The following is a 20,886-nucleotide window of genomic DNA, read 5'->3' on the forward strand; positions in this document are numbered from 1 at the left end:
CCCGACGGCCACCTCGAATACCTCGGCCGCCTCGACGACCAGATCAAACTCCGCGGCCACCGCATCGAACCCGGCGAGATCGAAACCCACCTCCAGGGCCGCGGCGCCGTCGCCATCCACAACAACACCCTCGTCGCCTACACCGCAGGACCCCCCGACGACCTCCCCGCCACCCTCCACAAAACCCTCCCACCCCACCTCGTCCCCACCCTCTGGATCGAACTCGACACCCTCCCCCTCACCCCCGGCGGCAAACTCGACCGCAAAGCCCTCCCCGCCCCCACCCACACCCGCGACACCACCACCCCACCCCGCACCGACGCCGAAACCCTCGTCGCAGACATCTACGCCGACATCCTCGACACCCACCCCATCGGCGCCCACGACGACTTCTTCACCCTCGGCGGCCACAGCCTCCTCGCCGTCAAAACCATCGCCCGCATCCGCACCGCCACCGACATCGACCTCCCCCTCCGCACCCTCTTCGACCACCGCACCGTCGAAGCCGTCGCCCAAGCCCTCGAAAACGCACTCCTCACCGAACTCGACCAACTCACCGACGCAGAAGCCGACCAACTGCTGGCGGAGGGCCCGTGACCATCGCCTTCGTCGCGGCGGACGCGGGGAGCGGGCCGCTGACCTGGGGCCAGCTGGCGATCTGGGACGCCATCGGACGGACGGCGCCCGACGACGGGTACTTCAACTTCGGACGGATCCTGAAGGTGCCCGGGGTGCGGACGGCCGTCGAGGTCCGCGCCGCGCTCGGCGCGCTGGTCGCCGTGCACGGCGCGCTGCGCACCCGGCTGGACCTCGCGGGTCCGCGGCCGCGGCAGCGGCTGGCGGCGCGCGGGGAGCTGCCGGTGGAGTGCTGTGCGGGCGACCCCGAGGCGGTGCTCGCCGGGCTGGTCGCGCGGCCTTTCGACTACGAGGCCGAGTGGCCGCTGCGCGTCGCGCTGGTCATGGACGGGCCGCGGGTCGGCCATGTGGTGCTCGCCTTCTGCCATGTGGCGGCGGACGGGCTGGGCGCCGACGTGGCCGTGCGGGATCTGCGGGTGCTGCTGCTGCGGGGTGCGGGCGCCCTGGGCGGGCGGCCCGCGCCGCGCCCGCTCGATCTGGCCCGCTGGCAGGCGGGGCCGGAGGGCCGCCGGGCGGCGGCGCGGGCGGCGCGGCTGTGGGAGAAGGTGCCGCGGGAGGTGATGTTCGACCGGCCGGCGGGTGCGGGCGAGCGGCCGCGTGTGTGGCGGGGCCAGTTGGCTTCCCCGGCGATGGACCTGGCCGTGCGGGCGGTCGCGGCCAGGCACCGTACGTCGACGTCCACGGTGCTGCTGGCGGCGACGGCGGCGCTGGTGGGGCGGTCGACGGGGCGGGAGCGGTGCGCGGTGCTGCCGATCGCGAGCAACCGTTTCCGCCGGGACACCGCGCGGATCGTCGGGATGGTCTCGCAGGAGGGGGCGTTCGCCCTGGAGGGGGTGGACCGGCCGTTCGGGGAGCTGCTGCGGGCCGCGGATCCGGCGGCGCTGCGGGCGTACCGCAGTGCCTTCCACGACCCGCTGGACCGGATGCGCGGCGGCTGGGCGCAGCCGCTGTGCTGCTTCAACGACCAGCGGCCGGTCCGGCCGGACCCGGCGCCGTGCGCACCGGCGAAGGTCCGGGCGGCGCTGCCGGCCAGCAGGCTGTCGTGGCCGCTCGGGCAGGAGCGGCTCAACTGCCGTTTCTGCGTGCACGTCACGGGGGCTCTGGAGGTCTCGGTCACCGCCGACACCGCTTACCTGCCGCGTCGGGGCATCGAGCGGTTCCTGTTCGGCCTGGAGTCGCTGCTGGTCGCGCAGGCGGGTGCCTGAGCGGCGGAGGGCGGGGCCGGGCCTGGGTGGTCAGGCTCCGGCGCGGTCGTGGTCGCGGTCCTGCGGGGCGGCTGCGGAGAGGGTGCACAGGTCGTCGAAGGCGCGGCGCAGGTAGGCGTCCAGGGTCTGCGTCGGGTCGTCGATCCACGCTCCGGCGGCCTGCTGGAAGGCGGCCCAGCCGGCCTGGGCGGCGAGGTCCGCGAGCCGGTCCGGGACGCCGCGCAGGCGCAGGGCCCCGGCGACGGCCTCGGTGAGGGTCGCGGCCTTGGCCAGTTCGCGTTCGCGCAGGGCGGGGGTGGCGGCGATGACCGCGCAGCGCGGCTCGGAGAAGTCGCGGTTGTCCTCCAGGATGTGCTTCGCCTTCAGGAAGGCGTGCAGCAGCAGTTCGAGCGGCTGGGCGTCGGGGGCGGCGGCGATCTCGTGGACGAGGGTGTCGCGCAGTTCGGCCTGGCCGTCGAAGAGGACTTCGCGCTTGTCGGCGAAGTGCCGGAAGTAGGTGCGCTCGTTGAGGCCCGCGCGGGCGGCGATCTCGGCCGTGGTGGTCTGGTCGAATCCGCGTTCCCGGTACAGCTCCAGGGCCGCCTGCTGGAGGCGGCGGCGCGCTTCTGCTCCGCTGCGTGGCATTCACCCAGGATCGCACACGCCAGTGACCGGCGCTTCTTTGTGTCAGCGACTGGCGTTTCTTGACGCCATCGACTGGCGCTACGTAGTGTCAGTGACTGGCGCGAACATCAGCGCCGTCCATGGGTGCCACGTGAGAGCGAGTGCTTCATGCATGTCTTCGTCACCGGCGGTTCCGGGCTGACCGGGCCCACTGTCGTCGCCGGGCTGGTCGCGGCCGGCCACACCGTCACCGGGCTCGCGCGCTCGGACGCCGCCGCGGCGCGGCTGGAGTCGCTGGGCGCCGTGCCGCTGCGCGGTTCGCTGGAGGACCACGGCAGCCTGCGCGAGGGCGCCGCCGCCGCGGACGGGGTGCTGCACATGGCGTTCGGCGGGGACTTCACCGATCCCGACGACCTGGTCCGGCGGGACCGGGGCGCGATCGAGGCGCTCGGCGCGGCGCTGGCGGGGTCCGGCAAGCCGTTCGTGAGCACCTCCGGCACGCTGGTCATGGCCGCGGGCCGGGAGGCCGCCGAGACGGACCGGCCCGACCCGGGATCCGTCGCCGCATTCCGCATCCCCGGGGAGGAGGCCTGCCTCGCCTTCGCGGGTCAGGGGGTGCGGGCGAGCGTCGTGCGGCTCGCGCCCACCGTCCACGGGCCCGGCGACTACGGCTTCGTCGGGATGCTCGTCGCGACGGCGCGCCGGACCGGCGTGTCGGCCTACGTCGGCGACGGCGCCAACCGCTGGCCCGCGGTGCACCGGCTCGACGCCGCGGACCTCTTCCGGCTGGCGCTGGAGAAGGCGCCCCCGGGCAGCGTGCTGCACGGCGCGGCCGAGGGCGGGGTCGCCTTCCGGGACGTCGCCGGGGTGATCGGGCGCGGACTCGGGCTGCCCGTCGAGGGCCTCGGCCCGCGGGAGGCGGCCGCGCACTTCGAGAACCCGTTCATGGCCACCGTCTTCGGCCTCGACGCCCCCGTCTCCAGCGCGCGCACCCGCGAACTGCTCGGCTGGACGCCCACGCGACCGGGGCTGCTCGCCGACATCGAGAAAGGGGACTACCTCACCCCGGCGGCCGTCTGACGCGCACCGGCCGCCGCGGGGCCGCTCAGGCGGGGTCCGGGAGGCGGACGGCGGCCCCGCTGACGCGGATGCCGCTGCCGGGCTCGGCCGGCACGTTCACCGTGATGACGCTGGGGCGGCCGAGGTCGTCGCCCTGGTGGACGGTGAAGGCGGCGGGCGGTTCCACCAGGCCCAGTGCGCGCAGGTAGCCGCCGAAGGCCGCGGCGGCCGCGCCGGTGGCCGGGTCCTCGACGACACCGCCGGGCGGGAAGGGGTTGCGGGAGTGGTAGACGCGCGCCGACTCGCGCCACACCAGGTCGACGGTGGTCCAGCCGCGGCGGGCCATCAGGTCACCGAGCCGGGCCATGTCGTAGTCGAGGTCGGCCAGCCGCTCCCGGGTGGCGGCCGCGACGACCGGGTGCCAGGCACCGGCGTACGCCAGGCGCGGCGGAAGGGCCGGGTCGAGGTCGGCCGGCTTCCAGTCCAGCGCGGCGAGCACCTCGTCCAGGTCTACTGGTGCGAGGGGCTCGACGCGCGGGGCGACGCTGACCAGTTCGGCCCGCAGCACGCCGTCGGCGTCCTCCCGGGTCGCGACCCGGACCAGGCCCGCCGCGGTGTGCAGGCCGAGTTCGCCCGTGCCGTGCAGACCCGCCCAGGCGACGGCGGTGGCGACGGTGGCGTGGCCGCAGAAGGGCACCTCGGCCTTGGGGCTGAAGTAGCGGATGTCCAGCTCGCCGTCGGGCCGGGGCACCACGAACGCGGTCTCGGAGTACCCGACCTCGGCGGCGACGGCGGCCATGTCGGCCGCGTCGGCGCCGGTCGCGTCGAGGACCACTCCGGCCGGGTTGCCGCCCGAGGGCTGCGTGGCGAAGGCGACATACCGCAAGATCTCCATTGCCGCACGCTAACCACGGCCGCGCGGCCACGTCAAAGGCGTTTGCGGAGGTGACGGCAGGTCAGCCGCTGCTCACGCGCAGCCGTGTCCGGGGGTGACGGCCGGCCACGCCTCGACCCCGTGCGAGGTGCGGACATAGACCCGGGAGGTGTCGGGGGTCGTCCACAGCTCCTCGCCCCGGCGGTGGTAGCCGGTGCTGCGGGCGTCGGCGGGCAGGGCGGCGTCGCCGTCGTACGCGGCGGCGAGCGAGCCGGGCGGGAGGACGCCGTGCGGGTCGCGGGCGTACTCCCGGCTTCCGGAGGCGGCGCCGAGTTCGAGGAAGCGGGCTTGCTGCCAGCCGCAGTGGGCGGGGCCGTCGCTGCTGCTGACAGTGGTGACGGGCACGCGGGCACCGTGGCTGTCGGTCCAGATCTGGTACGGGCCCTTGTCCGTGAAGCTCGCGGGGAGTTCGGCCGGGTCGCAGGACGCGCTGGTCTCGGGGCCCCAGCCGGGGCGACCTGGCTGGTCCTTGGCGACGACCACGGCGACCTTGGTGCGCAGGTCCACGTCGTAGGAGAACAGCACGCGGTCGGTGTCGCGGCGCTCCACCCGGTAGCCCGAGCGCGGCACGTCCGGCTCGTCCATGTCGAAGTACGCCTGGAGGCCCTCCTCCGGGGTGCTGCCGCCGTCGCCCTTACTCCACGCGTCGGAGCCGCCACCGGCGTAGATCCGCCCGGTGCATTCGAGCGCGCGCCCGGCCGCGCCCGAGGCCGCGAGCAGCGCGGCCGGGTCGTCGCCCGCAGCCGCGCGGACGGCGACGTGCAGCGGCCCCGCGTACGGGACCGGGGGCGCCGTGCCGTCCACGACCGTGCCGGAGCCGCCGCCCCCGCAGCCGCTCACCGCCGCCGCCAGCACCGCCGCCGCTGCCGCCGCGCCGCGCCCGTACGCCCTGCTCACCCGCATGCCCGCCCCCTGGTCCGGCCTTCCGGCGCCCGGTCCGCCGGGCGCCGCGCCGGTTCGACGCGGCGCCCGCCGCGGCGGTTCCGCTCGGTCGGCGCGAGGTGTGGGCAGCGGGACGACCCGGCCGGTCAGGCGGTCGGGCGGAGTCCAGGTCACGTCGATCCCGGTGCCGTGGAACTCCCGGCAGATCCCGGTGAGCATGGCGGTCGCGGCGCCACGCGCTTCGACCGGTCCGGCGTCGGCGGGGAGGCCGGTGAGGCCGCCGCAGACGAGGGCACCGTCGGTGGCGGTGAGGCTGTGCCGCCGGCCCTGCGGGGTGGCGAGCCGGACGATGCGCCGAGCATGCCGAACGGCGGCCGCTCACTCTTCTTCCCAGCCGCTCCGGTCCTGGGGTCGTCCAACACCCTCGGCGAGAGCCGTGATCGCCCGTCAGGGCGGTCCCGCCGCCCGTACGGATCCGGGCGGCGGCAGGGCGCGGGTGGCGCGGGCCAGGGCGGACTGCCATTCGGCGGTGACCTCCGCCAGGAGCCGCAGGTCGGACGCGGGCAGCCGGGCGGTCTCCTGGCGGCGCAGGCGCAGGAGGGCCGCGGGCAGGTGCGTGCGGGCCTGGCAACGGCCGTCGGCCACCGCGACGGCGATCTCGCGGGCGCGGAAGGCGGGACCCGCCGCGCCCGCGGCGTACTCGCGACGCAGTGCGGCGACGGCGGCCTCGGGCGTGGGATAGGCGTGGCCGCCGCCCCGCATGCAGGCCCGCCATCCGGCGAGGACGTCGGCCCACCCGGGGTCGCGGGTGGCGGCGTGCAGGGTCGCGTCGGCGAGCAGTTGCGGGACGTAGTCGATGCGGGCCCAGTCCCGGAGGCTGCCGCCGAGCTGTTTGCGGGCCGCGGCGACGCAGCCGCCCGCCGGGACGGTGGCGCTGCTGGCGCCGCGCAGCGGCACGGCGGCCTTGGGGGCGCCGCGGCCGAACTGGGCGTCGGCGAACCGGGCGCGGTCCTGCGGCGGGAGGGCGGCCGGGTAGCCGTCGGCGGCGGGCGGTGCGACGGGTCCCGCGGCGGCCGTGATGCCGTAGCCGTCGCGGGCGCGGCCGGTCAGGTCGATGACGGCGGCCTCGTCGTCGGGGGACGGTGGCACGGCAGCGGCTGCGGGCGGGAGGTGGAAGCCGGCCCTGCCGAGGCAGGCCCGGTCGAGGCGGTCGAAGGCGGCCTGGAGGCGGGCGGATCCGGCGGGCCAGCCGCCGGATGCGGTGGCCAGGTCCGCCATCGCGGCGGACACCGCGGGGGGACCGGCCGGCTGCGGGGAGCCGCAGCCGGCCGGTCCGGCGGCCAGTGCGCATCCGGCGAGGAGCGCCGCCGCCCGGCGGATCACTTGGGGGTGCACCAGTTGTTGGAGCTGATGGCGTCGTTGAAGGCCGGGTCCTTGAAGCCGGTGCCGACGTTGTTGACGCGGTCGCCGACGGCGACGCTGTGCCGGGTGCCGTGGTAGTCGGCGTCGGAGTAGAAGTAGACGGTGCAGGAGGTGCCCTGGTTCTCGACGGAGCTGATGCAGTCGTTCCAGGTGCCCGGGTAGGCGGTGCAGCCCGACGTGTTCTTCAGGTCGCGGTAGTCGTGGTTGGTGCCGGCCACCTTGCCCATGGTGCCGCCGCGGTTGATGTCGACCCAGAAGCAGGCGTAGCCGCTGGCGACCGGACAGGCGGTCACCCGCGGGGCGGCCGCCGCCGCGGGGGTGGCGGCGCTTGCTCCGGTGCCCCACCCGAGGCAGAGTGCGGCGGCCAGGGCCGTGACGGTTCCGGCGAGTCGTGTCGTACGCACGCGATCGTTCCCTTCGTGCTCTGCCGGGCGGGGCCGGCGCACCGGCCGGGGCCCCGTCCGGCCCGTGCTGTCGCCCGGTGCGGGGCGGCCGCCGGGGCGCTCTCGTCCCCTTGCGGCCGCGGGCCGCGCCCGGGTTGTGGGTCGATCGTGCCGGTGGGCGGGCGCGGCGGGGATAGCGCTGCGTGCCGGTCGCTTAACGCTGGGTGCCAGGCTGCGGGTGCAGGGCGGCCCGGCGGTAGTCGGTGGGGGTGCTGCCGTAGGCGGCGCGGAAGGCGCGGGTGAAGTCGGGCGGGTGGCCGAAGCCCCAGTGGGCGGCGACGGCCTGGACGGGGCGGGCGGCCTGGGCGGGGTCGGCGAGGTCGCGGCGGGCGCGGGCCAGGCGGCGGGCCCGGATGTGGGCGGCGGGGGTGGCGCCGTGGGCGTGGTCCTGGAAAAGGCGGTGCAGGGTGCGCAGGGAGATGTGGTGGGCCGCGGCGACGGTGGCGGGGGTCAGCGCGGGGTCGCCCAGGTGACGCCGGATGAAGTCGTCGACCTGGAGGAAGAGCACCTGGCGGCGGGTCTCGGCGGGGGCCCGGTCGCCGGTGTCGGTGTGGTGCGCGAGCCACGCGGTGACCAGGTCGACGAGGACGCCGCCGAGCCGGTGGGCGTCGGCGGGCCGCAGCGGGGCGGTGTCGGCGGCGAGTTGGGTGAGGAAGCCGGCGAGCAGGCACCCCGCGCCGTCCCGGGCCGGGAGGCGGGTCGCGAGCAGCCGGTCGACGCGGTCGGGCGGCAGCGGCACGTCGGCGCGCGGCACCTGCACCACGACCGAGGCGGCGCCGTCCGGCCGGGCGTCGACGTCCGCCCGGTAGGGGCGCGAGGTGGAGTACACCACGAGGTCCTGCGGGCCCAGCCGGCTCACCGTGCGGGCCTGGGCGATGGCCTGCGTGCCGCGTACGACGAGGCCGACGGCGTACATCTCCGGGTCGGCCTGGCGGATCAGTTGCGGGGTGCGGCGGGAGGCCATGGACGCGTAGGTCAGAGCGGTGACCTGCGCCGTACCGAAGGCGGCGGTGCGCAAGGTGGCGTGGAAGCCGTCGGCGTCGACGCTGATCTCGTTGCGGACCAGGGCGCCCGCGGTCGCGTCGCGCCACGCCTCCACCCGCTCCTGCGCGCGTACACTCCGGCTGTCGAACACGGTCCGCAGCACGCCGGACCACCGCCTTTCCCGCTTCCCCGCCGATCTTGCCCCGTGCCCCCACTCTCCCGGCCGGTCACCGGCCGGGAAAGGACGTATCGGGACACAGGGTGCTTTCGGCGCCGCGGTCGGAGCACCTTCGCGCACCGGCGCCCGCCGGCGGCGCGTGACGGGGCCTCACTCGGGTGGCGGGGACGGGGGCGGGGTGGCGCAACGGTGCGCGGGAACTGCCCGCGGGGAAGGGACGGCGATGGCGGAGGACGCACGGCCGCAGACCGCACGGCTGCTGGGACTGGAGCCGCACCCGGAGGGCGGCTGGTACCGGGAGACATGGACCGCGGGCGGGCAGGCCGAGGTGCGGCCGGACGGCTACCCCGGCCCGCGCCGCCTGGCCAGCGGCATCCACTTCCTGCTGGAGCCGCACCAGGAGTCGCGCTGGCACCAGGTGCGCTCCGACGAGCTGTGGCTGTGGCACCGCGGCGGCCCGCTGCTGCTGTCGCTGGGCGGTACGGGCACGGCCCCCGACCGCTCGGACGTCACGCAGATCGTGCTCGGGCCGGACCTGGCGGCCGGTCAGCAGCCGCAGGCGCTGGTGCCGGGCGGGCACTGGCAGGCGGCGCGGCCGTACGGACCGGACGAGGTGCTGGTGTCCTGCGTGGTCTCCCCCGCCTTCGACTTCGCCGACTTCGTCCTGGAGGAGCCGCCCACGACCCTCGCGGAGGCCTCCGCCGAGCTGCCGGTCCCCTGCGAACGGGCCTGGCCGCTGGTCGCCGCCTTCGACGACATCGCCTCCTGGCACCCGCTGATCGCCCGCTCCGCGCCGGAGCCGGGCCTGCCGCCGGGCACGCCCGGACACGTACGGCACCTGGTCACCGGCACGGGCGAGGCCATCAGGGAGCGGCTGCTCGTACTCGGCGGGGGCCGGTGCGTCTACGAGTTCGCGCAGTCGCCCTTCGCCGTGCGACAGTACCGCGCCGAACTGGCCCTGGAGCCGGGCCCGGACGGCGCGTCCTGCCGCGCGCGCTGGACCGCGGACTTCACGCCGTCGGACCCGGCGGAGGCGGCGGCGCTGCGGGACTTCTTCGCGGGCGAGGTGTTCGCGCCCGGCCTCGCCGCGCTGGCGCGGGCCGCGCGCGGGTGACGGGCACGGCACGGCGGTTCCGCCGCCGTGTCAGCGGGGTCGGAGCCTGAAGATCAGGATGCCGAGGTGCTTGTTCATCCACGCCTGCTTGTGCGGATGACGGCGCCCGGCCTCCTCGGAGAGCCGCGGTTCGACCGCGGCCTCGATCCACAGTCCGGCCGCACTGAACACGTTGAGCAGGTCGGCGATCGTGTACACGCGTTTGGTGAGCGTGATCTGGTCGTTCCATCCGCTGTGGACGTACTCGTAGGGGGTGGTGGAGTAGTACTCCTCGCCCAGGGTGGTCCCGTTCTGCTCCGCCCGTTCGACGGCGTACCGGATCGGGTGGGTGCGGGTCAGGAGGATGAAGCCGTCGTCGGTCAGCATCGCGCGCGCCGCGCGCAACGTGCGCACCGGATCGTTGGCGTACCCGATGGACTGCAGGAACATGATCCGGTCGAAGGTGCGGCCGGTCAGCGCGGGCACCGAGTCCAGGTCGGAGAGGTCGCCCCGGACGAGTTCCATGCCGGACGGCGGATCGGTGAGGAAGGCGCCGCTGATGTCGACACCGACCGACGCGGCCGCTCCGTCCCGCACGAGTTCGGCGAGCTTCGCGCCGTTTCCGCACCCGAGATCGAGCACGGACCGGGAGGCGACGTCGCCCAGGACGCCGCGCTGCGCAGGCCACTCGACCAGCCGGTCCAGCGAGTCCTCCTTGGCCCGGGCCCGCTCGTAGTCCCGGGCGAGCGCCTGCCACGGCCCGCTCGCGTCCCCGCCGGGGACGTCGGAGGTCGTCGTCACTTCGGAGTTCTCGGAGTGCGCCACGGAGGAGAACCTAGTGGTTCGTCTCCGGCCCTGGGCGGACATCAGCACGACGACTGCTCGACGACGACTGCTCGACGGGGCCGGACCGGATCCCTCGATGTCGGCCGACGCGCGCGCCCACGGGTCAGCCGCGTAGCGGCGGGAGCTTGCGGCGGCGGCCCCGGCGGGCGGAACGCGCCGTTCTCCGGTCGGACCACACCAGCAGCGCCCCGCAGACGGCGGAGGCGGCCGAGCCCGTCGAGAGCGCCACACCGGCCGACCCGTCGGAGCCGGTGAGCATCCCGGCCGCGTGGCACAACTGGCTGACGCCGAGGGCGACCGCGCCCCACCCGGCACGCGAACCGCTTCCGGCGCGCGGCGGCAGGGCCGCCACCAGGCCGAGGACCACGAAGAGGAATCCGCTGACCCCCAGGACGATCGCACCGATCATCGCCACCTCCGCTCCGGGTGGCAGCGTAGGGCCACGTGCCGTGCGCGCCGAGCCCGGGGTCGGCGTCCCGGCGGACGGGCTCTCAGGCCCTGGGGACCGGCCCGGCCGCGGCAGGGGTGACGGCCACGGTGAGGCCGTTGAGCACGAGCCGGGTGCCGCCGCGCAGGTGCGCGACGTCCTGGGCGCCGTCGCCCGTCCACACCAGGTAGGTGTACTGCTCGGTCCAGGTCAGCCGCGATCCGCCCGGGGCGTCGGACAGTTCGACGGTGACGAGCGAGGCCCAGCGCCGCAGGCCGTCCACCTCGGTGACGTAGGCGTGGACGATCCGGGTGTCGGGGACGATGTCGAGGAAGCGGGAGCGGTAGACGAGGGGCTCCTCTGTCCCGCCGGAGACGAAGACGTTGCGGGCGACCTCGCCGCCGCCGACCCGGAAGTCCAGCTCGTGCTCGGCGGTCGCCGAAGGGCCCGGCAGCCGGAACCAGCGGCGCCGCAGCGGGGCCTCGGCGAAGGCCTGGAAGACCCGGGAGCGCGGGACGGCCAGATCCAGTTCGACGGTGAACGACCCGTGCAGGGCCGGTTCCGCCGTACCGCCCCCGCCGGGGCCCTGCGCGGGGTGCACGGCCGTACCGCGGCCATCTGCGTCCATGGCGCCAACGTAACACGGGCCGCCGACCGCCCGGCCGGGCAATGTCCCTTGGCCGGACGGTTGTTCGGGCCCTCACTCGGCATCGGCGAGTACCGCGGCGGGCGCGGCCGGCAGGGGCGGGACGGGTGCGCGGTTCGGGCGGGGCGGGGCACGCACGAGTGCGGCACCCGGGCGAACGCGGCGGCGGCATTCGTGTGACCGCGCGGGCGGGGCGCCGGAGGCGGTGCCGCCGCGGCCGTAGCGTCGCGGGCGTCCCGCTCGTACCCCCCGGAGGTGCCCGTGCGCATCCTGCTGGTCGCCAGCGCGTTCAACAGCCTCACGCAGCGGGTGCAGGCCGAGCTGCAGGACCGCGGCCACCGCACGGCCTTCGTGCTCGCCGCCGGGGACCGGGAGGTCCGCGACACGGCGCTGCGCGACGCGGTGCGCGACCACCGGCCCGAGCTGCTGGTCGCGCCGATGCTGACCAGCGCGGTCCCGGACGACGTGTGGCGGGCGGTGCCGACGCTGATCGTGCACCCCGGCCCGGTCGGCGACCGCGGCCCGTCGTCGCTGGACTGGGCGCTGCAGGAGGGCGCGCGGCGCTGGGGCGTGACGGTGCTCCAGGCGACCGCCGAGATGGACGGCGGCGACGTGTGGGCCACCACGGGCTGCGACCTGCCCGCGGCCGGGAAGAGCGACCTCTACCGCGGCGAGGTCGCCGACGCCGCCGTGGACGCGGTGCTGCTGGCCGTCACCCGGTTCGGGTCCGGCACCTACCGGCCGCTGCCGCAGCCGCCCGGCGCGGTGGTGACCCGCCCGTACCTGCGCCAGGAGCGGCGGCGCATCGACTGGTCCGCCGACGGCACGGCCGAGGTGCTGCGCAGGCTGCGGGCCGCCGACTCGCGCCCCGGCGTGCTGGACCGGCTGCTCGGCGAGGACTGGTACCTGCACGGCGGCCACCCGGAGGGCGCCCTCACCGGCCCGCCCGGCGAGCTGCTCGCCACGCGCGCCGGTGCGGTGTGCCGGGCCACCGTCGACGGGGCGGTGTGGATCCCCGAGCTGCGCGCCCCGCGCGGCCGCGGCGGGCGCGCCGCCGGGGTGAAGCTGCCCGCGGCGCTCGCGCTGGGCGGCCGGATCGCCGGGCTGCCGGAGCTTCCCGCGGCGCCGGACGGGCCCGAGCGGGAGTGGAAGGACATCTGCTACCGGGAGGAGGGCCGGGCGGGCTTCCTGGAGTTCTCCTTCCCCGGCGGCGCGATGAGCACCGCGCACTGCGCGCGGCTGCTCGCGGCCTACCGGCAGGCGTGCGCGCGGCCCACGTCGGTGCTGGTGCTGGGCGGCGGGCGGGACTTCTTCGGCAACGGCATCCACCTGGGCGTCATCGAGGCCGCCGCCGACCCGGCCGCGGAGTCCTGGGCGAACCTCACGGCGATGGACGACCTGGTCGAGGCGGTGCTCACCACGACCGACAAGCTGGTGGTCGCCGCGCTCGGCGGCAACGCGGCAGCCGGCGGGGTGATGCTGGCGCTCGCCGCCGACGAGGTGTGGTGCCGCGCGGGCGCGGTGCTCAACCCGCACTACCGGCTGATGGGCCTGTACGGGTCGGAGTTCTGGACGTACACGCTGCCGCAGCGGGTGGGCGCGGCGGCGGCCCGCCGGCTGACGGAGCGCGCGCAGCCGCTGACCGCGGCCGCGGCGCTGCGGACGGGGCTGGTGGACCAGGTGGTCGCGGCGGCCCCGCAGGACTTCCGGGGCGCGGTGGCGCGCCAGGCCGTACGGCTGGCGGCGGGCGGCGGCACGCAGGGCCGGATCGCCCGCAAGAAGGCGGCGCGCGAGCGGGACGAGGCGGTCAGGCCGCTCGCGGCGTACCGGGAGGCGGAGCTGGCGGTGATGCGGCGCATCTTCGACGACCCGGCCGCGCCCTACCACGCGCTGCGCTCGGCCTTCGTCCGCAAGCAGCCGCGCCCGGGCGTCCCGGGCGTCCCGGGCGTCCCGGAGTAGCCCGCCCCCGGAATGGCCCAGCCAGATGTCACCGCCTGCGGCGATCGGCGCAACAGTGGTGCCTGACATGCGGGTTTCGTCCCCGCGCCCAGAGGAGGAATCCCCATGACGACCTCATCGCCGGACACCCAGGCCGGCACCGCCGGGCAGGACGAGAAGCCGATCCACGTGCTGTGGATCAACGCCGGGCTCAGCTGCGACGGCGACTCGGTGTCGCTGACGGCGGCCACGCAGCCGAGCATCGAGGAGATCGCGCTCAGCGTGCTGCCGGGTCTGCCGAAGATCGAGGTGCACTGGCCGCTGATCGACTTCGAGTGCGGGCCCGTGCAGGGCGCGGACACGTTCATCGAGTGGTTCTTCAAGGGCGAGCGGGGCGAGATCGACCCGTTCGTGCTGGTGATCGAGGGGTCGATCCCCAACGAGGCGATCAAGCCCGAGGGCTACTGGTGCGGTTTCGGCGACGACCCCGAGACCGGCCAGCCCATCACCACGAGCGAGTGGATCGACCGGCTGGCGCCCAAGGCGCTCGCGGTCGTCGCGATCGGCACCTGCGCGGCCTACGGCGGCATCCACGCGATGGCCGGCAACCCGACCGGCGCCATGGGCGTGCCGGACTACCTGGGCTGGGACTGGACGTCGCACGCGGGCATCCCGCTGGTGTGCGTGCCGGGCTGCCCGATCCAGCCGGACAACTTCGCCGAGACGCTCGTCTACCTGCTGCACCAGGCCACGGGCGCGGCCCCGATGATCCCGCTGGACGAGCAGCTGCGCCCGGCGTGGCTGTTCGGCGCGACCGTGCACGAGGGCTGCGACCGCGCGGGCTACTACGAGCAGGGGCAGTTCGCGACGACGTACGACTCCCCCAAGTGCCTGGTCCGGCTGGGCTGCTGGGGGCCGGTCGTCAAGTGCAACGTGCCCAAGCGCGGCTGGATGAACGGCATCGGCGGCTGCCCCAACGTCGGCGGCATCTGCATCGCGTGCACGATGCCGGGCTTCCCGGACAAGTTCATGCCGTTCATGGACGAGCCGCCCGGCGCCACCGTCTCCGTCACCGCCAGCAGCGCCTACGGCTCGCTCATCCGCCGGCTGCGCAAGGTCACCCAGCACACCGTGGACGCCGAGCCGAAGTGGCGCGGGCCCCGCGAGAAGCTCACGACCGGCTACCGGCCCCCGTGGTGACCTGGCCCGTACCGCACTGACCGCACGACTCCCCCGACCGCACCACGAAGGGCACGGCACAAGACGATGGCATCACCGACGACGAAGGCGGCCGGGGACGGCAGCGGCCTGGTGGAGATGTCCTGGGACCCGATCACCCGGATCGTGGGCAGCCTGGGCATCCACACGAAGATCGACTTCAAGCAGAAGAAGGTCGCCGAGTGCTACAGCACCTCGTCGGTCTTCCGCGGCTACAGCGTCTTCATGCGGGGCAAGGACCCGCGCGACGCGCACTTCATCACCAGCCGGATCTGCGGCATCTGCGGCGACAACCACGCCACCTGCTCGGTCTACGCGCAGAACATGGCCTACGGGGTCAAGCCGCCGCACCTGGGCGAGTGGATCATCAACCTGGGCGAAGCCGCGGAGTACATGTTCGACCACAACATCTTCCAGGAGAACCTGGTCGGGGTCGACTACTGCGAGCGCATGGTGAAGGAGACCAACCCGGGCGTGCTGGAGCTGGCCGAGCGCACCGAGGCGCCGCACGCCGCCGAGCACGGCTACCGCACCATCGCCGACATCATGCGCTCGCTCAACCCGCTGGAGGGCGAGTTCTACCGCGAGGCGCTCCAGGTGAGCCGCTACACGCGGGAGATGTTCTGCCTCATGGAGGGCCGCCACGTGCACCCCTCCACGCTCTACCCGGGCGGCACGGGCACGGTCGCCTCGGTGCAGCTGTTCACCGACTACCTCAGCCGGCTGATGCGCTACGTGGAGTTCATGAAGCGCGTGGTGCCGCTGCACGACGACCTGTTCGACTTCTTCTACGAGGCGCTGCCCGGCTACGAGGAGGTCGGCCGCCGCCGGGTGCTGCTGGGCTGCTGGGGCGCGCTCAACGACCCCGAGCACTGCGACTTCACCTACCGCAACATGTCGGACTGGGGCCGGCGGATGTTCGTCACGCCCGGTGTGATCGTGGACGGCAAGCTCGTCACCAACGACCTCACCGAGATCAACCTCGGCATCCGCATCCTGCTCGGCAGCTCCTACTACCAGGACTGGGAGGGCCAGGAGCGCTTCGTCACCCACGACCCGCTGGGCAACCCCGTCGACCCGCGGCACCCGTGGAACCAGCACACCATCCCGGCGCCGCAGAAGCGCAACTTCGACGACAAGTACAGCTGGGTGATGTCGCCGCGCTGGTTCGACGGCAAGGACCACCTCGCGCTCGACACCGGCGGCGGCCCGATCGCCCGGCTGTGGTCGACGGCGCTGTCCGGCCTGGTCGACATCGGCTACGTCAAGGCGACCGGCCACAGCGTGGTCATCAACCTGCCGCGCACCATGACCAAGCCGGAGACCAGCTTCGAGTGGAAGATCCCGAAGTGGAGCAACGCGCTGGAGCGCAACCGCGCCCGCACGTACTTCCAGGCCTACGCGGCCGCGGTCGCGCTGCACTTCGCCGAGCAGGGCCTGGCCGAGGTGCGCGCCGGGCGCACGCAGACGTGGGAGAAGTTCGAGGTGCCCGACGAGGGCCTGGGCGTCGGCTTCACCGAGGCGGTGCGCGGGGTGCTGTCGCACCACATGGTGATCCGCGACGGCAAGATCGCCAACTACCACCCCTACCCGCCGACCCCGTGGAACGCCAGCACCCGCGACTCCTTCGGCACGCCGGGCCCGTACGAGGACGCGGTGCAGAACACGCCGATCTTCGAGGAGAACTCCCCGGAGAACTTCAAGGGCATCGACATCATGCGCGCGGTGCGCAGCTTCGACCCGTGCCTGCCGTGCGGGGTGCACATGTACGTCGGCGGCGGGAAGACGGTGCAGACGATGCACGTGCCGACCGGGCTGAGCGGAATGGGCGGATGACCGCGCCGGCACAGGAGCGGGTGCGGGACGCCGAGACGGCCGGGCGGCGCGTCGAGGACGTCCTCGACCGGCTCGCGGCCACCGGCGACCGCGCCGCGTGCGAGGCCGCCGAGGACCTGGTGCGCACCCTGATGGACTTCTACGGCGCCGGGCTCGCCCGGGTGCTGGAACTGGTCCGGCGGCAGGGTCCGCAGGCGGTCGAGCAGCTGCTCGGCGACGACCTGGTCTCGGGCATGCTCGTCCTGCACGACCTGCACCCGGAGGACCTGACGGCGCGCATCACCCGGGCGCTGGGCCGGCTGCCCGGCGGACCGGTCGAGCTGACCGGCTTCGACCCGGACACCGGCGTGCTGCGGCTGCGGTCCGCCCCGGCGTCCGGCGGGTGCGGCTGCTCCGGCGGGGCGCCCGCCGGGGACGCCGCCCGGCAGGCGGTGGAGGACGCGCTGGCCTGCTTCGCCGCCGAGGTGACCCGGGTGGAGCTGGAGCCCGCGGGGCCGGGCGAACCGGTGCTGCTGCAGATCGGGGCCCGGCCCGGCGCGGCGGGCGCCTCATGACGCTCGGCCAGGACATCGCGGGCCGCCCGGCGGGACTGCGGCGCTTCACCGCGCCGGCCCCGCCGCGGCCCGAGCGGTGCGAGCTGTGCGGGACGGGGCTGGGCGGGACCGGGCTGGGCGCCGGGCACCGGCACCTGGTGGACACCGGCAGGCGCACGCTGGCGTGCGCCTGCCCGGCGTGCGCCCTGCTCTTCGAGAACCCCGGCTCCGCGCACGGCCGCTTCCGCACCGTGCCGGACCGCTGGCTCACCGACCCAGGCCACACCGTGGACGACGCGGCCTGGGAGCGCCTGCGCATCCCGGTCGGGGTGGTGTTCTTCTTCCGCAACGCCGCCCTGGACCGCTTCGTCGCCCTCTACCCGAGCCCGGCGGGCGCCACCGAGAGCGAGCTCGAACCGGACTCCTGGCAGGAGGTGCTGGACCGCACCCGGCTCGCCGCCGTGCTCCGGCCGGACGTCGAGGCGCTGCTGCTGCGCCGCGACGACGGCGGCTGCGCCTGCTACCTGGTGCCGATCGACGCCTGCTACGAACTCGTCGGCCGGATGCGGCTGCTGTGGCAGGGCTTCGACGGCGGCGCCGAGGCGCGGGCGGCGCTCGACGCGTTCTTCGCCTCCGTCGCCGGGCGCGCCCGGCCCTTCCGGGAGGACGCCGCGTGACCGGTTTCTCCTTCGCGTGCACCGGGGTGCGCGCCGACCGCTACGCCGCCGGGCCCACACTGGTCTTCCGGCTGCGGGTGACCGCCGATCCCGGCACCCGGGTGCACGCGATGGCGCTGCGCTGCCAGTTCCGGATCGAACCGGCCCGGCGCGGCTACTCGGCGGGCGAGGCGGCGGGCCTGGCCGACCTGTTCGGCGCGCGCTCGCGCTGGGGCAGGACGCTGCTGCCGCTGCAGTTCGCGCAGGTGTCGCTGGTGGTGCCGGGCTTCACCGGCGAGACCGAGGTGGACCTGCCGGTGCCGTGCACGTACGACATGGACGTGGCCGCGACGCGCTACTTCGGCGCGCTGGAGGACGGCGAGGTGCCGCTGCTGGTGCTCTTCGCCGGGACGGCCTTCACCGGGCCCGGCGGCTACCGGGTGGAGCCGGTGCCGTGGGACCGCGAGGCCACCTGCCGGATGCCGGTCGCGGTGTGGCGGGAGATGGTCGAGCAGCACTTCCCCGGCTGCGGGTGGCTGCGGCTGCCGGGGACGGCGATGGACGCGCTGCTCGCCTACCGCTCACGGCACGCGCTGCCGTCGTGGGAGGCCACCGTGGAGTCGCTGCTCGCCGCCGCCGACCGCGACGGCCGGCCCCTGGTCCCGGGCGGTGCGGCCTCATGACGGCGACGGACACCGGGGACCGCTTCGCGGCGGCCCGCGCGGTGGCGGACGCGGTGCTGCTGGAGGGCTACGTCCTCTACCCCTACCGGGCGTCGGCGGCCAAGAACCGGCTGCGCTGGCAGTTCGGCGTGCTCGTACCACCGGGCTGGGGCGAGGCGAGCGGGGAGCACTGCGCCCAGCGCACCGAGGTGCTGATGGAGCCGCGCGGCGGCGCCGTCCTGCACGCCGAGCTGCGCTTCCTGCACGCCCGGCGGCGCCGGGTGCAGCGGGCGCTGCCCGGCGGCGGCTTCGCGGACACCGGCGAACTGGAGCTGGCCGACCGGGTGCTGAGCGCGTGGGACGAGGGCGTGGAGGAGCGCGTCACCGTCGAGGTGACGGTGGCGGAGCTGGCCGCCGGGCACACCGCGGACTTCACCGTCGCGGGGAGCGAGGAGAACGAGGACGTCCACGAGGACGGGCGGCTCGTGGGCCGCCTGGTGCACACCCGCGAGCCGCTGCACGGCCGCGTCACCCTCACCGCGGCCGAACTGCCGGGCCCGTACGCGGTACAGCGGCTGGCCGCCGTGGTGGAGAACACCGCCGAGGCGAGTCCGCCCGAAGGCGCCGACCGTACGGCGGCCCTGCCGCGGGCGCTGATCTCGGCCCATCTGATGCTCGGTCTGGACACGGGCCGCTTCCTGTCGCTGACCGACCCTCCGCAGTGGGCGCGGGCCGCGACCGCCGCGTGCGCGAACCTGCGGTCCTGGCCCGTGCTCGCCGGGCGGGACGGCGCCGCGGACGTGGTGCTGGCCTCGCCGATCATCCTGGAGGACCACCCGGCCGTGGCGCCGGAGAGCCCGGGGGCGCTCTACGACGCGCTGGAGATCGACGAGATCCTGACGCTGCGCACGGCGACGCTCACCGAGCGGGAGAAGCGCGAGGCCCGCGGCACGGACCCGCGGGCCGCCGCCGTCGTGGACCTCGCCGACTCGATGCCGCCGGAGGTCCTGGAGCGGCTGCACGGCGCGGTGCGCTCGCTGCGCGAGGTCACCGGAGCGGGTACGCCGTCCGGCGAGGCCGACCTGCTGGTGGAGCCCGGCACCCCGTGGTGGGACCCGGGCGGCGACCGCACCGTGGACCCGGACACCGACCGCGTCCTGGTCGGCGGCCGCGCGATCGGCGCGGGCAGCCGGGTCGTGCTGCGCCCGGGGCTGCGCCGCACCGACGCGCAGGACCTCTTCCTGCACGGCCGCAGCGCGCTGGTCGAGGCGGTGCTGCACGACGTGGACGGCGGGGTGCACCTGGCGGTGACCGTCGAGGGCGACCCGGGCGCCGACATCCGGCGCGAGCAGGGCAGGTTCCTGTACTTCCAGCCGGACGAGATCAGCCCGCTGGAGGACGCGTGAGCGGCGGACCGGCCGCGTCCGCCGCCCGCGGCCGGACGCTGGTCGCCGGGGTCGGCAACATCTTCCTGGGCGACGACGCCTTCGGCGTGGAGACGGTACGGCGGCTGCCGCGCGCCGGACTGCCCGCGGGCGTCGAGGTGCTGGACGCCGGGGTGCGCGGGGTGGACCTCGCCTACCGGCTGCTCGACGGCTACGACACCTTCGTCCTGGTGGACGCCACCGCGCGCGGCGGCGCCCCCGGCACGCTGTACGTCCTCGACGCCGGGGAGTGCGGTACGGACGCGCACCCGGACGCCGTGCTCGACGGGCACCGGATGACGCCGGACGCGGTGCTGGCGCTGCTCGGCACGCTGTGCGCTGGCACCGGCGGCGCTCCCCCTCGCCGGGTCGTGGTCGTGGGCTGCGAACCGGCGGACGTCGAGGAGGGCATGGGCCTGAGCCCCGCCGTCGAGGCGGCGGTCCCGGCGGCGGTCGGACTGGTCCGCGGGCTGGTCGGGGCGGCGGACGGCGGGGCGGACGGGGGCACGGACGGCCTGCCCGTACGGCAGGACGGGGACCGCGCGGTCCCGGACGCGGTCACACACGAGAGGAGCACCTCGCCATGGTGAAGAAGATGCTGGCCGTCGGTACCGCTGCGGCGGCCGTCGGCGCCGCCATCGCCCAGGTCGTCCCGGACATCCGGCGCTATCTGCGGATGCGCGCGATGTGACGCCGACTGAGGGCAGCGCACCGGCCGCGCGGCCGGGCGCCCGCCCTTGGGCCGATCGGGTCACCGGCCGCCGCCGCGCCAGCGTGGCGGCGGCCGGGCGCCGCCGCCGGGTCCTTGACTGGAGCGCGGCGGAGCGGGAGCGGCGGGAACGGCCGGCAGGGAAGACGACGATGCACGAGATGTCCCTCGCGATGGCGGTGATCGGGCAGGTGGAGGAGGCGGCGCGGGCCGCCGGCGCCACCGGCGTGCACAGCGTGCACCTGCGGATCGGCGAGCTGGCCGGGGTGGTGCCCGACGCGCTGTCCTTCGGCTTCGGGCTGGGCTGCGAGGGCACGGTGCTGGCGGGCGCCGAACTGGTCACCGAGACCGTCCCCGGGCGCGCCCGGTGCGGGCGCTGCACCGGTCAGTGGGCGGTCGGGATGCCGCCCGACCTGTGCTGTCCCGCCTGCGGATCGGCCGCGGCCGAACTGCTGAGCGGCCGTGAACTGCAGATCACCGGGGTGCGGTTCGCCGACGGCGGCACGCCGCCGGTCGCGGCCGGGCCCGGACCGAGCGGCGAGGAGCGCTGAA

General features: G+C 75.5%; 23 protein-coding genes. 14 read left to right on the forward strand and 9 right to left on the reverse strand.

The features are described from left to right. Together ACH4PY_RS18755 and ACH4PY_RS18760 are read left to right on the forward strand one after the other, a co-directional pair. On the forward strand, positions 1–597 hold a 597-nt coding region (locus ACH4PY_RS18755; protein ID WP_398183467.1), incomplete at its 5' end, for a phosphopantetheine-binding protein. Then, a complete protein-coding gene (locus ACH4PY_RS18760) occupies positions 594–1,841 on the forward strand; it encodes a condensation domain-containing protein (RefSeq protein WP_398183470.1) in 1,248 nt (415 codons plus the stop codon). The genes ACH4PY_RS18755 and ACH4PY_RS18760, both read left to right, overlap by 4 nt. A gap of 30 nt (positions 1,842–1,871) precedes the next feature. Here ACH4PY_RS18760 and ACH4PY_RS18765 read toward each other — a convergent pair whose 3' ends face one another. After that, entirely contained in the window at positions 1,872–2,465 is a 594-nt protein-coding gene (locus ACH4PY_RS18765; protein ID WP_398183473.1) for a TetR/AcrR family transcriptional regulator, read from the reverse strand. Positions 2,466–2,612: 147 nt separating this feature from the next. Here ACH4PY_RS18765 and ACH4PY_RS18770 point away from each other — a divergent pair, with 147 nt between their 5' ends. Beyond that, the gene (locus tag ACH4PY_RS18770) at positions 2,613–3,524 is read left to right on the forward strand and encodes an SDR family oxidoreductase (RefSeq protein ID WP_398183477.1); all 912 of its coding nucleotides are present in this window, start codon (positions 2,613–2,615) and stop codon (positions 3,522–3,524) included. Between the two features lie 25 nt (positions 3,525–3,549). Here ACH4PY_RS18770 and ACH4PY_RS18775 read toward each other — a convergent pair whose 3' ends face one another. From ACH4PY_RS18775 to ACH4PY_RS18795, 5 genes are all read right to left on the reverse strand, one after another. Beyond that, entirely contained in the window at positions 3,550–4,398 is an 849-nt protein-coding gene (locus ACH4PY_RS18775; protein WP_398183480.1) for a PhzF family phenazine biosynthesis protein, read from the reverse strand. A 72-nt stretch (positions 4,399–4,470) separates the two neighbouring features. Beyond that, a complete protein-coding gene (locus tag ACH4PY_RS18780; protein WP_398183483.1) occupies positions 4,471–5,340 on the reverse strand; it encodes a hypothetical protein in 870 nt (289 codons plus the stop codon). A gap of 426 nt (positions 5,341–5,766) precedes the next feature. Then, positions 5,767–6,714, reverse strand: coding sequence for a hypothetical protein (locus ACH4PY_RS18785; protein ID WP_398183486.1), 948 nt, complete (start codon positions 6,712–6,714; stop codon positions 5,767–5,769). Next, positions 6,699–7,145: a peptidase inhibitor family I36 protein gene (locus tag ACH4PY_RS18790; RefSeq protein ID WP_398183489.1), complete on the reverse strand. Its 447-nt coding sequence runs from the start codon at positions 7,143–7,145 to the stop codon at positions 6,699–6,701. Before ACH4PY_RS18790 ends, ACH4PY_RS18785 begins: the two co-directional genes overlap by 16 nt. 193 nt (positions 7,146–7,338) lie before the next feature. Then, entirely contained in the window at positions 7,339–8,331 is a 993-nt protein-coding gene (locus tag ACH4PY_RS18795; RefSeq protein WP_398183491.1) for a helix-turn-helix domain-containing protein, read from the reverse strand. Between the two features lie 238 nt (positions 8,332–8,569). On the opposite strand from ACH4PY_RS18795, the gene ACH4PY_RS18800 reads away from it, so the two are divergent. Continuing rightward, positions 8,570–9,460, forward strand: coding sequence for a cupin domain-containing protein (locus tag ACH4PY_RS18800; RefSeq protein WP_398183494.1), 891 nt, complete (start codon positions 8,570–8,572; stop codon positions 9,458–9,460). A gap of 30 nt (positions 9,461–9,490) precedes the next feature. On the opposite strand, the gene ACH4PY_RS18805 is transcribed toward ACH4PY_RS18800, so the two are convergent. The 3 genes from ACH4PY_RS18805 to ACH4PY_RS18815 form a co-directional block, all read right to left on the reverse strand. Then, positions 9,491–10,264, reverse strand: a complete 774-nt coding sequence (locus tag ACH4PY_RS18805; RefSeq protein WP_398183497.1) for a class I SAM-dependent methyltransferase — start codon at positions 10,262–10,264, stop codon at positions 9,491–9,493. Between the two features lie 124 nt (positions 10,265–10,388). Continuing rightward, positions 10,389–10,694 (reverse strand): hypothetical protein, encoded by a 306-nt coding sequence (locus ACH4PY_RS18810; RefSeq protein WP_398183501.1) that lies wholly within the window; start codon positions 10,692–10,694, stop codon positions 10,389–10,391. Positions 10,695–10,776: 82 nt separating this feature from the next. Beyond that, positions 10,777–11,340, reverse strand: a complete 564-nt coding sequence (locus ACH4PY_RS18815; RefSeq protein ID WP_398183504.1) for an SRPBCC domain-containing protein — start codon at positions 11,338–11,340, stop codon at positions 10,777–10,779. A 279-nt stretch (positions 11,341–11,619) separates the two neighbouring features. Here ACH4PY_RS18815 and ACH4PY_RS18820 point away from each other — a divergent pair, with 279 nt between their 5' ends. The 10 genes from ACH4PY_RS18820 to ACH4PY_RS18865 all read left to right on the forward strand — a co-directional run bounded on the left by ACH4PY_RS18820 (position 11,620) and on the right by ACH4PY_RS18865 (position 20,885). Next, positions 11,620–13,317, forward strand: a complete 1,698-nt coding sequence (locus tag ACH4PY_RS18820) for a hydrogenase maturation protein (protein WP_398184628.1) — start codon at positions 11,620–11,622, stop codon at positions 13,315–13,317. 105 nt (positions 13,318–13,422) lie between these two features. Next, the gene (locus tag ACH4PY_RS18825; protein ID WP_398183507.1) at positions 13,423–14,496 is read left to right on the forward strand and encodes a hydrogenase expression protein HypE; all 1,074 of its coding nucleotides are present in this window, start codon (positions 13,423–13,425) and stop codon (positions 14,494–14,496) included. A 66-nt stretch (positions 14,497–14,562) separates the two neighbouring features. Then, positions 14,563–16,350, forward strand: a complete 1,788-nt coding sequence (locus ACH4PY_RS18830; protein WP_398183510.1) for a nickel-dependent hydrogenase large subunit — start codon at positions 14,563–14,565, stop codon at positions 16,348–16,350. Next, positions 16,347–16,904, forward strand: coding sequence for a hypothetical protein (locus ACH4PY_RS18835; protein ID WP_398183513.1), 558 nt, complete (start codon positions 16,347–16,349; stop codon positions 16,902–16,904). Before ACH4PY_RS18830 ends, ACH4PY_RS18835 begins: the two co-directional genes overlap by 4 nt. Beyond that, positions 16,901–17,560, forward strand: coding sequence for a DUF5947 family protein (locus tag ACH4PY_RS18840; protein ID WP_398183516.1), 660 nt, complete (start codon positions 16,901–16,903; stop codon positions 17,558–17,560). Before ACH4PY_RS18835 ends, ACH4PY_RS18840 begins: the two co-directional genes overlap by 4 nt. Then, on the forward strand, positions 17,557–18,222 hold the full coding sequence (locus ACH4PY_RS18845; RefSeq protein ID WP_398183519.1) for a DUF6084 family protein: 666 nt from the start codon (positions 17,557–17,559) through the stop codon (positions 18,220–18,222). The genes ACH4PY_RS18840 and ACH4PY_RS18845 overlap by 4 nt, the downstream gene beginning before the upstream one ends. Beyond that, positions 18,219–19,607 carry a hypothetical protein gene (locus tag ACH4PY_RS18850; RefSeq protein WP_398183522.1) on the forward strand — a complete coding sequence of 463 codons (1,389 nt, stop codon included), beginning with the start codon at positions 18,219–18,221 and terminating at the stop codon, positions 19,605–19,607. Before ACH4PY_RS18845 ends, ACH4PY_RS18850 begins: the two co-directional genes overlap by 4 nt. Then, positions 19,604–20,215 (forward strand): hydrogenase maturation protease, encoded by a 612-nt coding sequence (locus ACH4PY_RS18855; protein WP_398183525.1) that lies wholly within the window; start codon positions 19,604–19,606, stop codon positions 20,213–20,215. Before ACH4PY_RS18850 ends, ACH4PY_RS18855 begins: the two co-directional genes overlap by 4 nt. Further along, complete coding sequence (locus tag ACH4PY_RS18860) at positions 20,209–20,316, forward strand: DUF6893 family small protein (protein WP_398183529.1); 108 nt, start codon at positions 20,209–20,211, stop codon at positions 20,314–20,316. Before ACH4PY_RS18855 ends, ACH4PY_RS18860 begins: the two co-directional genes overlap by 7 nt. 170 nt (positions 20,317–20,486) lie before the next feature. Next, positions 20,487–20,885, forward strand: a complete 399-nt coding sequence (locus ACH4PY_RS18865) for a hydrogenase maturation nickel metallochaperone HypA (protein WP_398183532.1) — start codon at positions 20,487–20,489, stop codon at positions 20,883–20,885. Position 20,886 lies beyond the last annotated feature (1 nt).

The sequence above is a fragment of the Streptomyces sp. NPDC021224 genome, from assembly GCF_044332905.1.
Lineage (GTDB): Bacteria > Actinomycetota > Actinomycetes > Streptomycetales > Streptomycetaceae > Actinacidiphila.

Excerpts from the sequence above, each read along its gene's own strand:
- ACH4PY_RS18765 (WP_398183473.1), bottom strand. The coding sequence starts at position 2,465 with ATGCCACGCAGCGGAGCAGAAGCGCGCCGCCGCCTCCAGCAGGCGGCC.
- ACH4PY_RS18770 (WP_398183477.1), top strand. The coding sequence starts at position 2,613 with ATGCATGTCTTCGTCACCGGCGGTTCCGGGCTGACCGGGCCCACTGTC.
- ACH4PY_RS18775 (WP_398183480.1), bottom strand. The coding sequence starts at position 4,398 with ATGGAGATCTTGCGGTATGTCGCCTTCGCCACGCAGCCCTCGGGCGGC.
- ACH4PY_RS18780 (WP_398183483.1), bottom strand. The coding sequence starts at position 5,340 with ATGCGGGTGAGCAGGGCGTACGGGCGCGGCGCGGCGGCAGCGGCGGCG.
- ACH4PY_RS18800 (WP_398183494.1), top strand. The coding sequence starts at position 8,570 with ATGGCGGAGGACGCACGGCCGCAGACCGCACGGCTGCTGGGACTGGAG.
- ACH4PY_RS18810 (WP_398183501.1), bottom strand. The coding sequence starts at position 10,694 with ATGATCGGTGCGATCGTCCTGGGGGTCAGCGGATTCCTCTTCGTGGTC.
- ACH4PY_RS18815 (WP_398183504.1), bottom strand. The coding sequence starts at position 11,340 with ATGGACGCAGATGGCCGCGGTACGGCCGTGCACCCCGCGCAGGGCCCC.
- ACH4PY_RS18825 (WP_398183507.1), top strand. The coding sequence starts at position 13,423 with ATGACGACCTCATCGCCGGACACCCAGGCCGGCACCGCCGGGCAGGAC.
- ACH4PY_RS18830 (WP_398183510.1), top strand. The coding sequence starts at position 14,563 with ATGGCATCACCGACGACGAAGGCGGCCGGGGACGGCAGCGGCCTGGTG.
- ACH4PY_RS18835 (WP_398183513.1), top strand. The coding sequence starts at position 16,347 with ATGACCGCGCCGGCACAGGAGCGGGTGCGGGACGCCGAGACGGCCGGG.
- ACH4PY_RS18840 (WP_398183516.1), top strand. The coding sequence starts at position 16,901 with ATGACGCTCGGCCAGGACATCGCGGGCCGCCCGGCGGGACTGCGGCGC.
- ACH4PY_RS18850 (WP_398183522.1), top strand. The coding sequence starts at position 18,219 with ATGACGGCGACGGACACCGGGGACCGCTTCGCGGCGGCCCGCGCGGTG.
- ACH4PY_RS18860 (WP_398183529.1), top strand. The coding sequence starts at position 20,209 with ATGGTGAAGAAGATGCTGGCCGTCGGTACCGCTGCGGCGGCCGTCGGC.
- ACH4PY_RS18865 (WP_398183532.1), top strand. The coding sequence starts at position 20,487 with ATGCACGAGATGTCCCTCGCGATGGCGGTGATCGGGCAGGTGGAGGAG.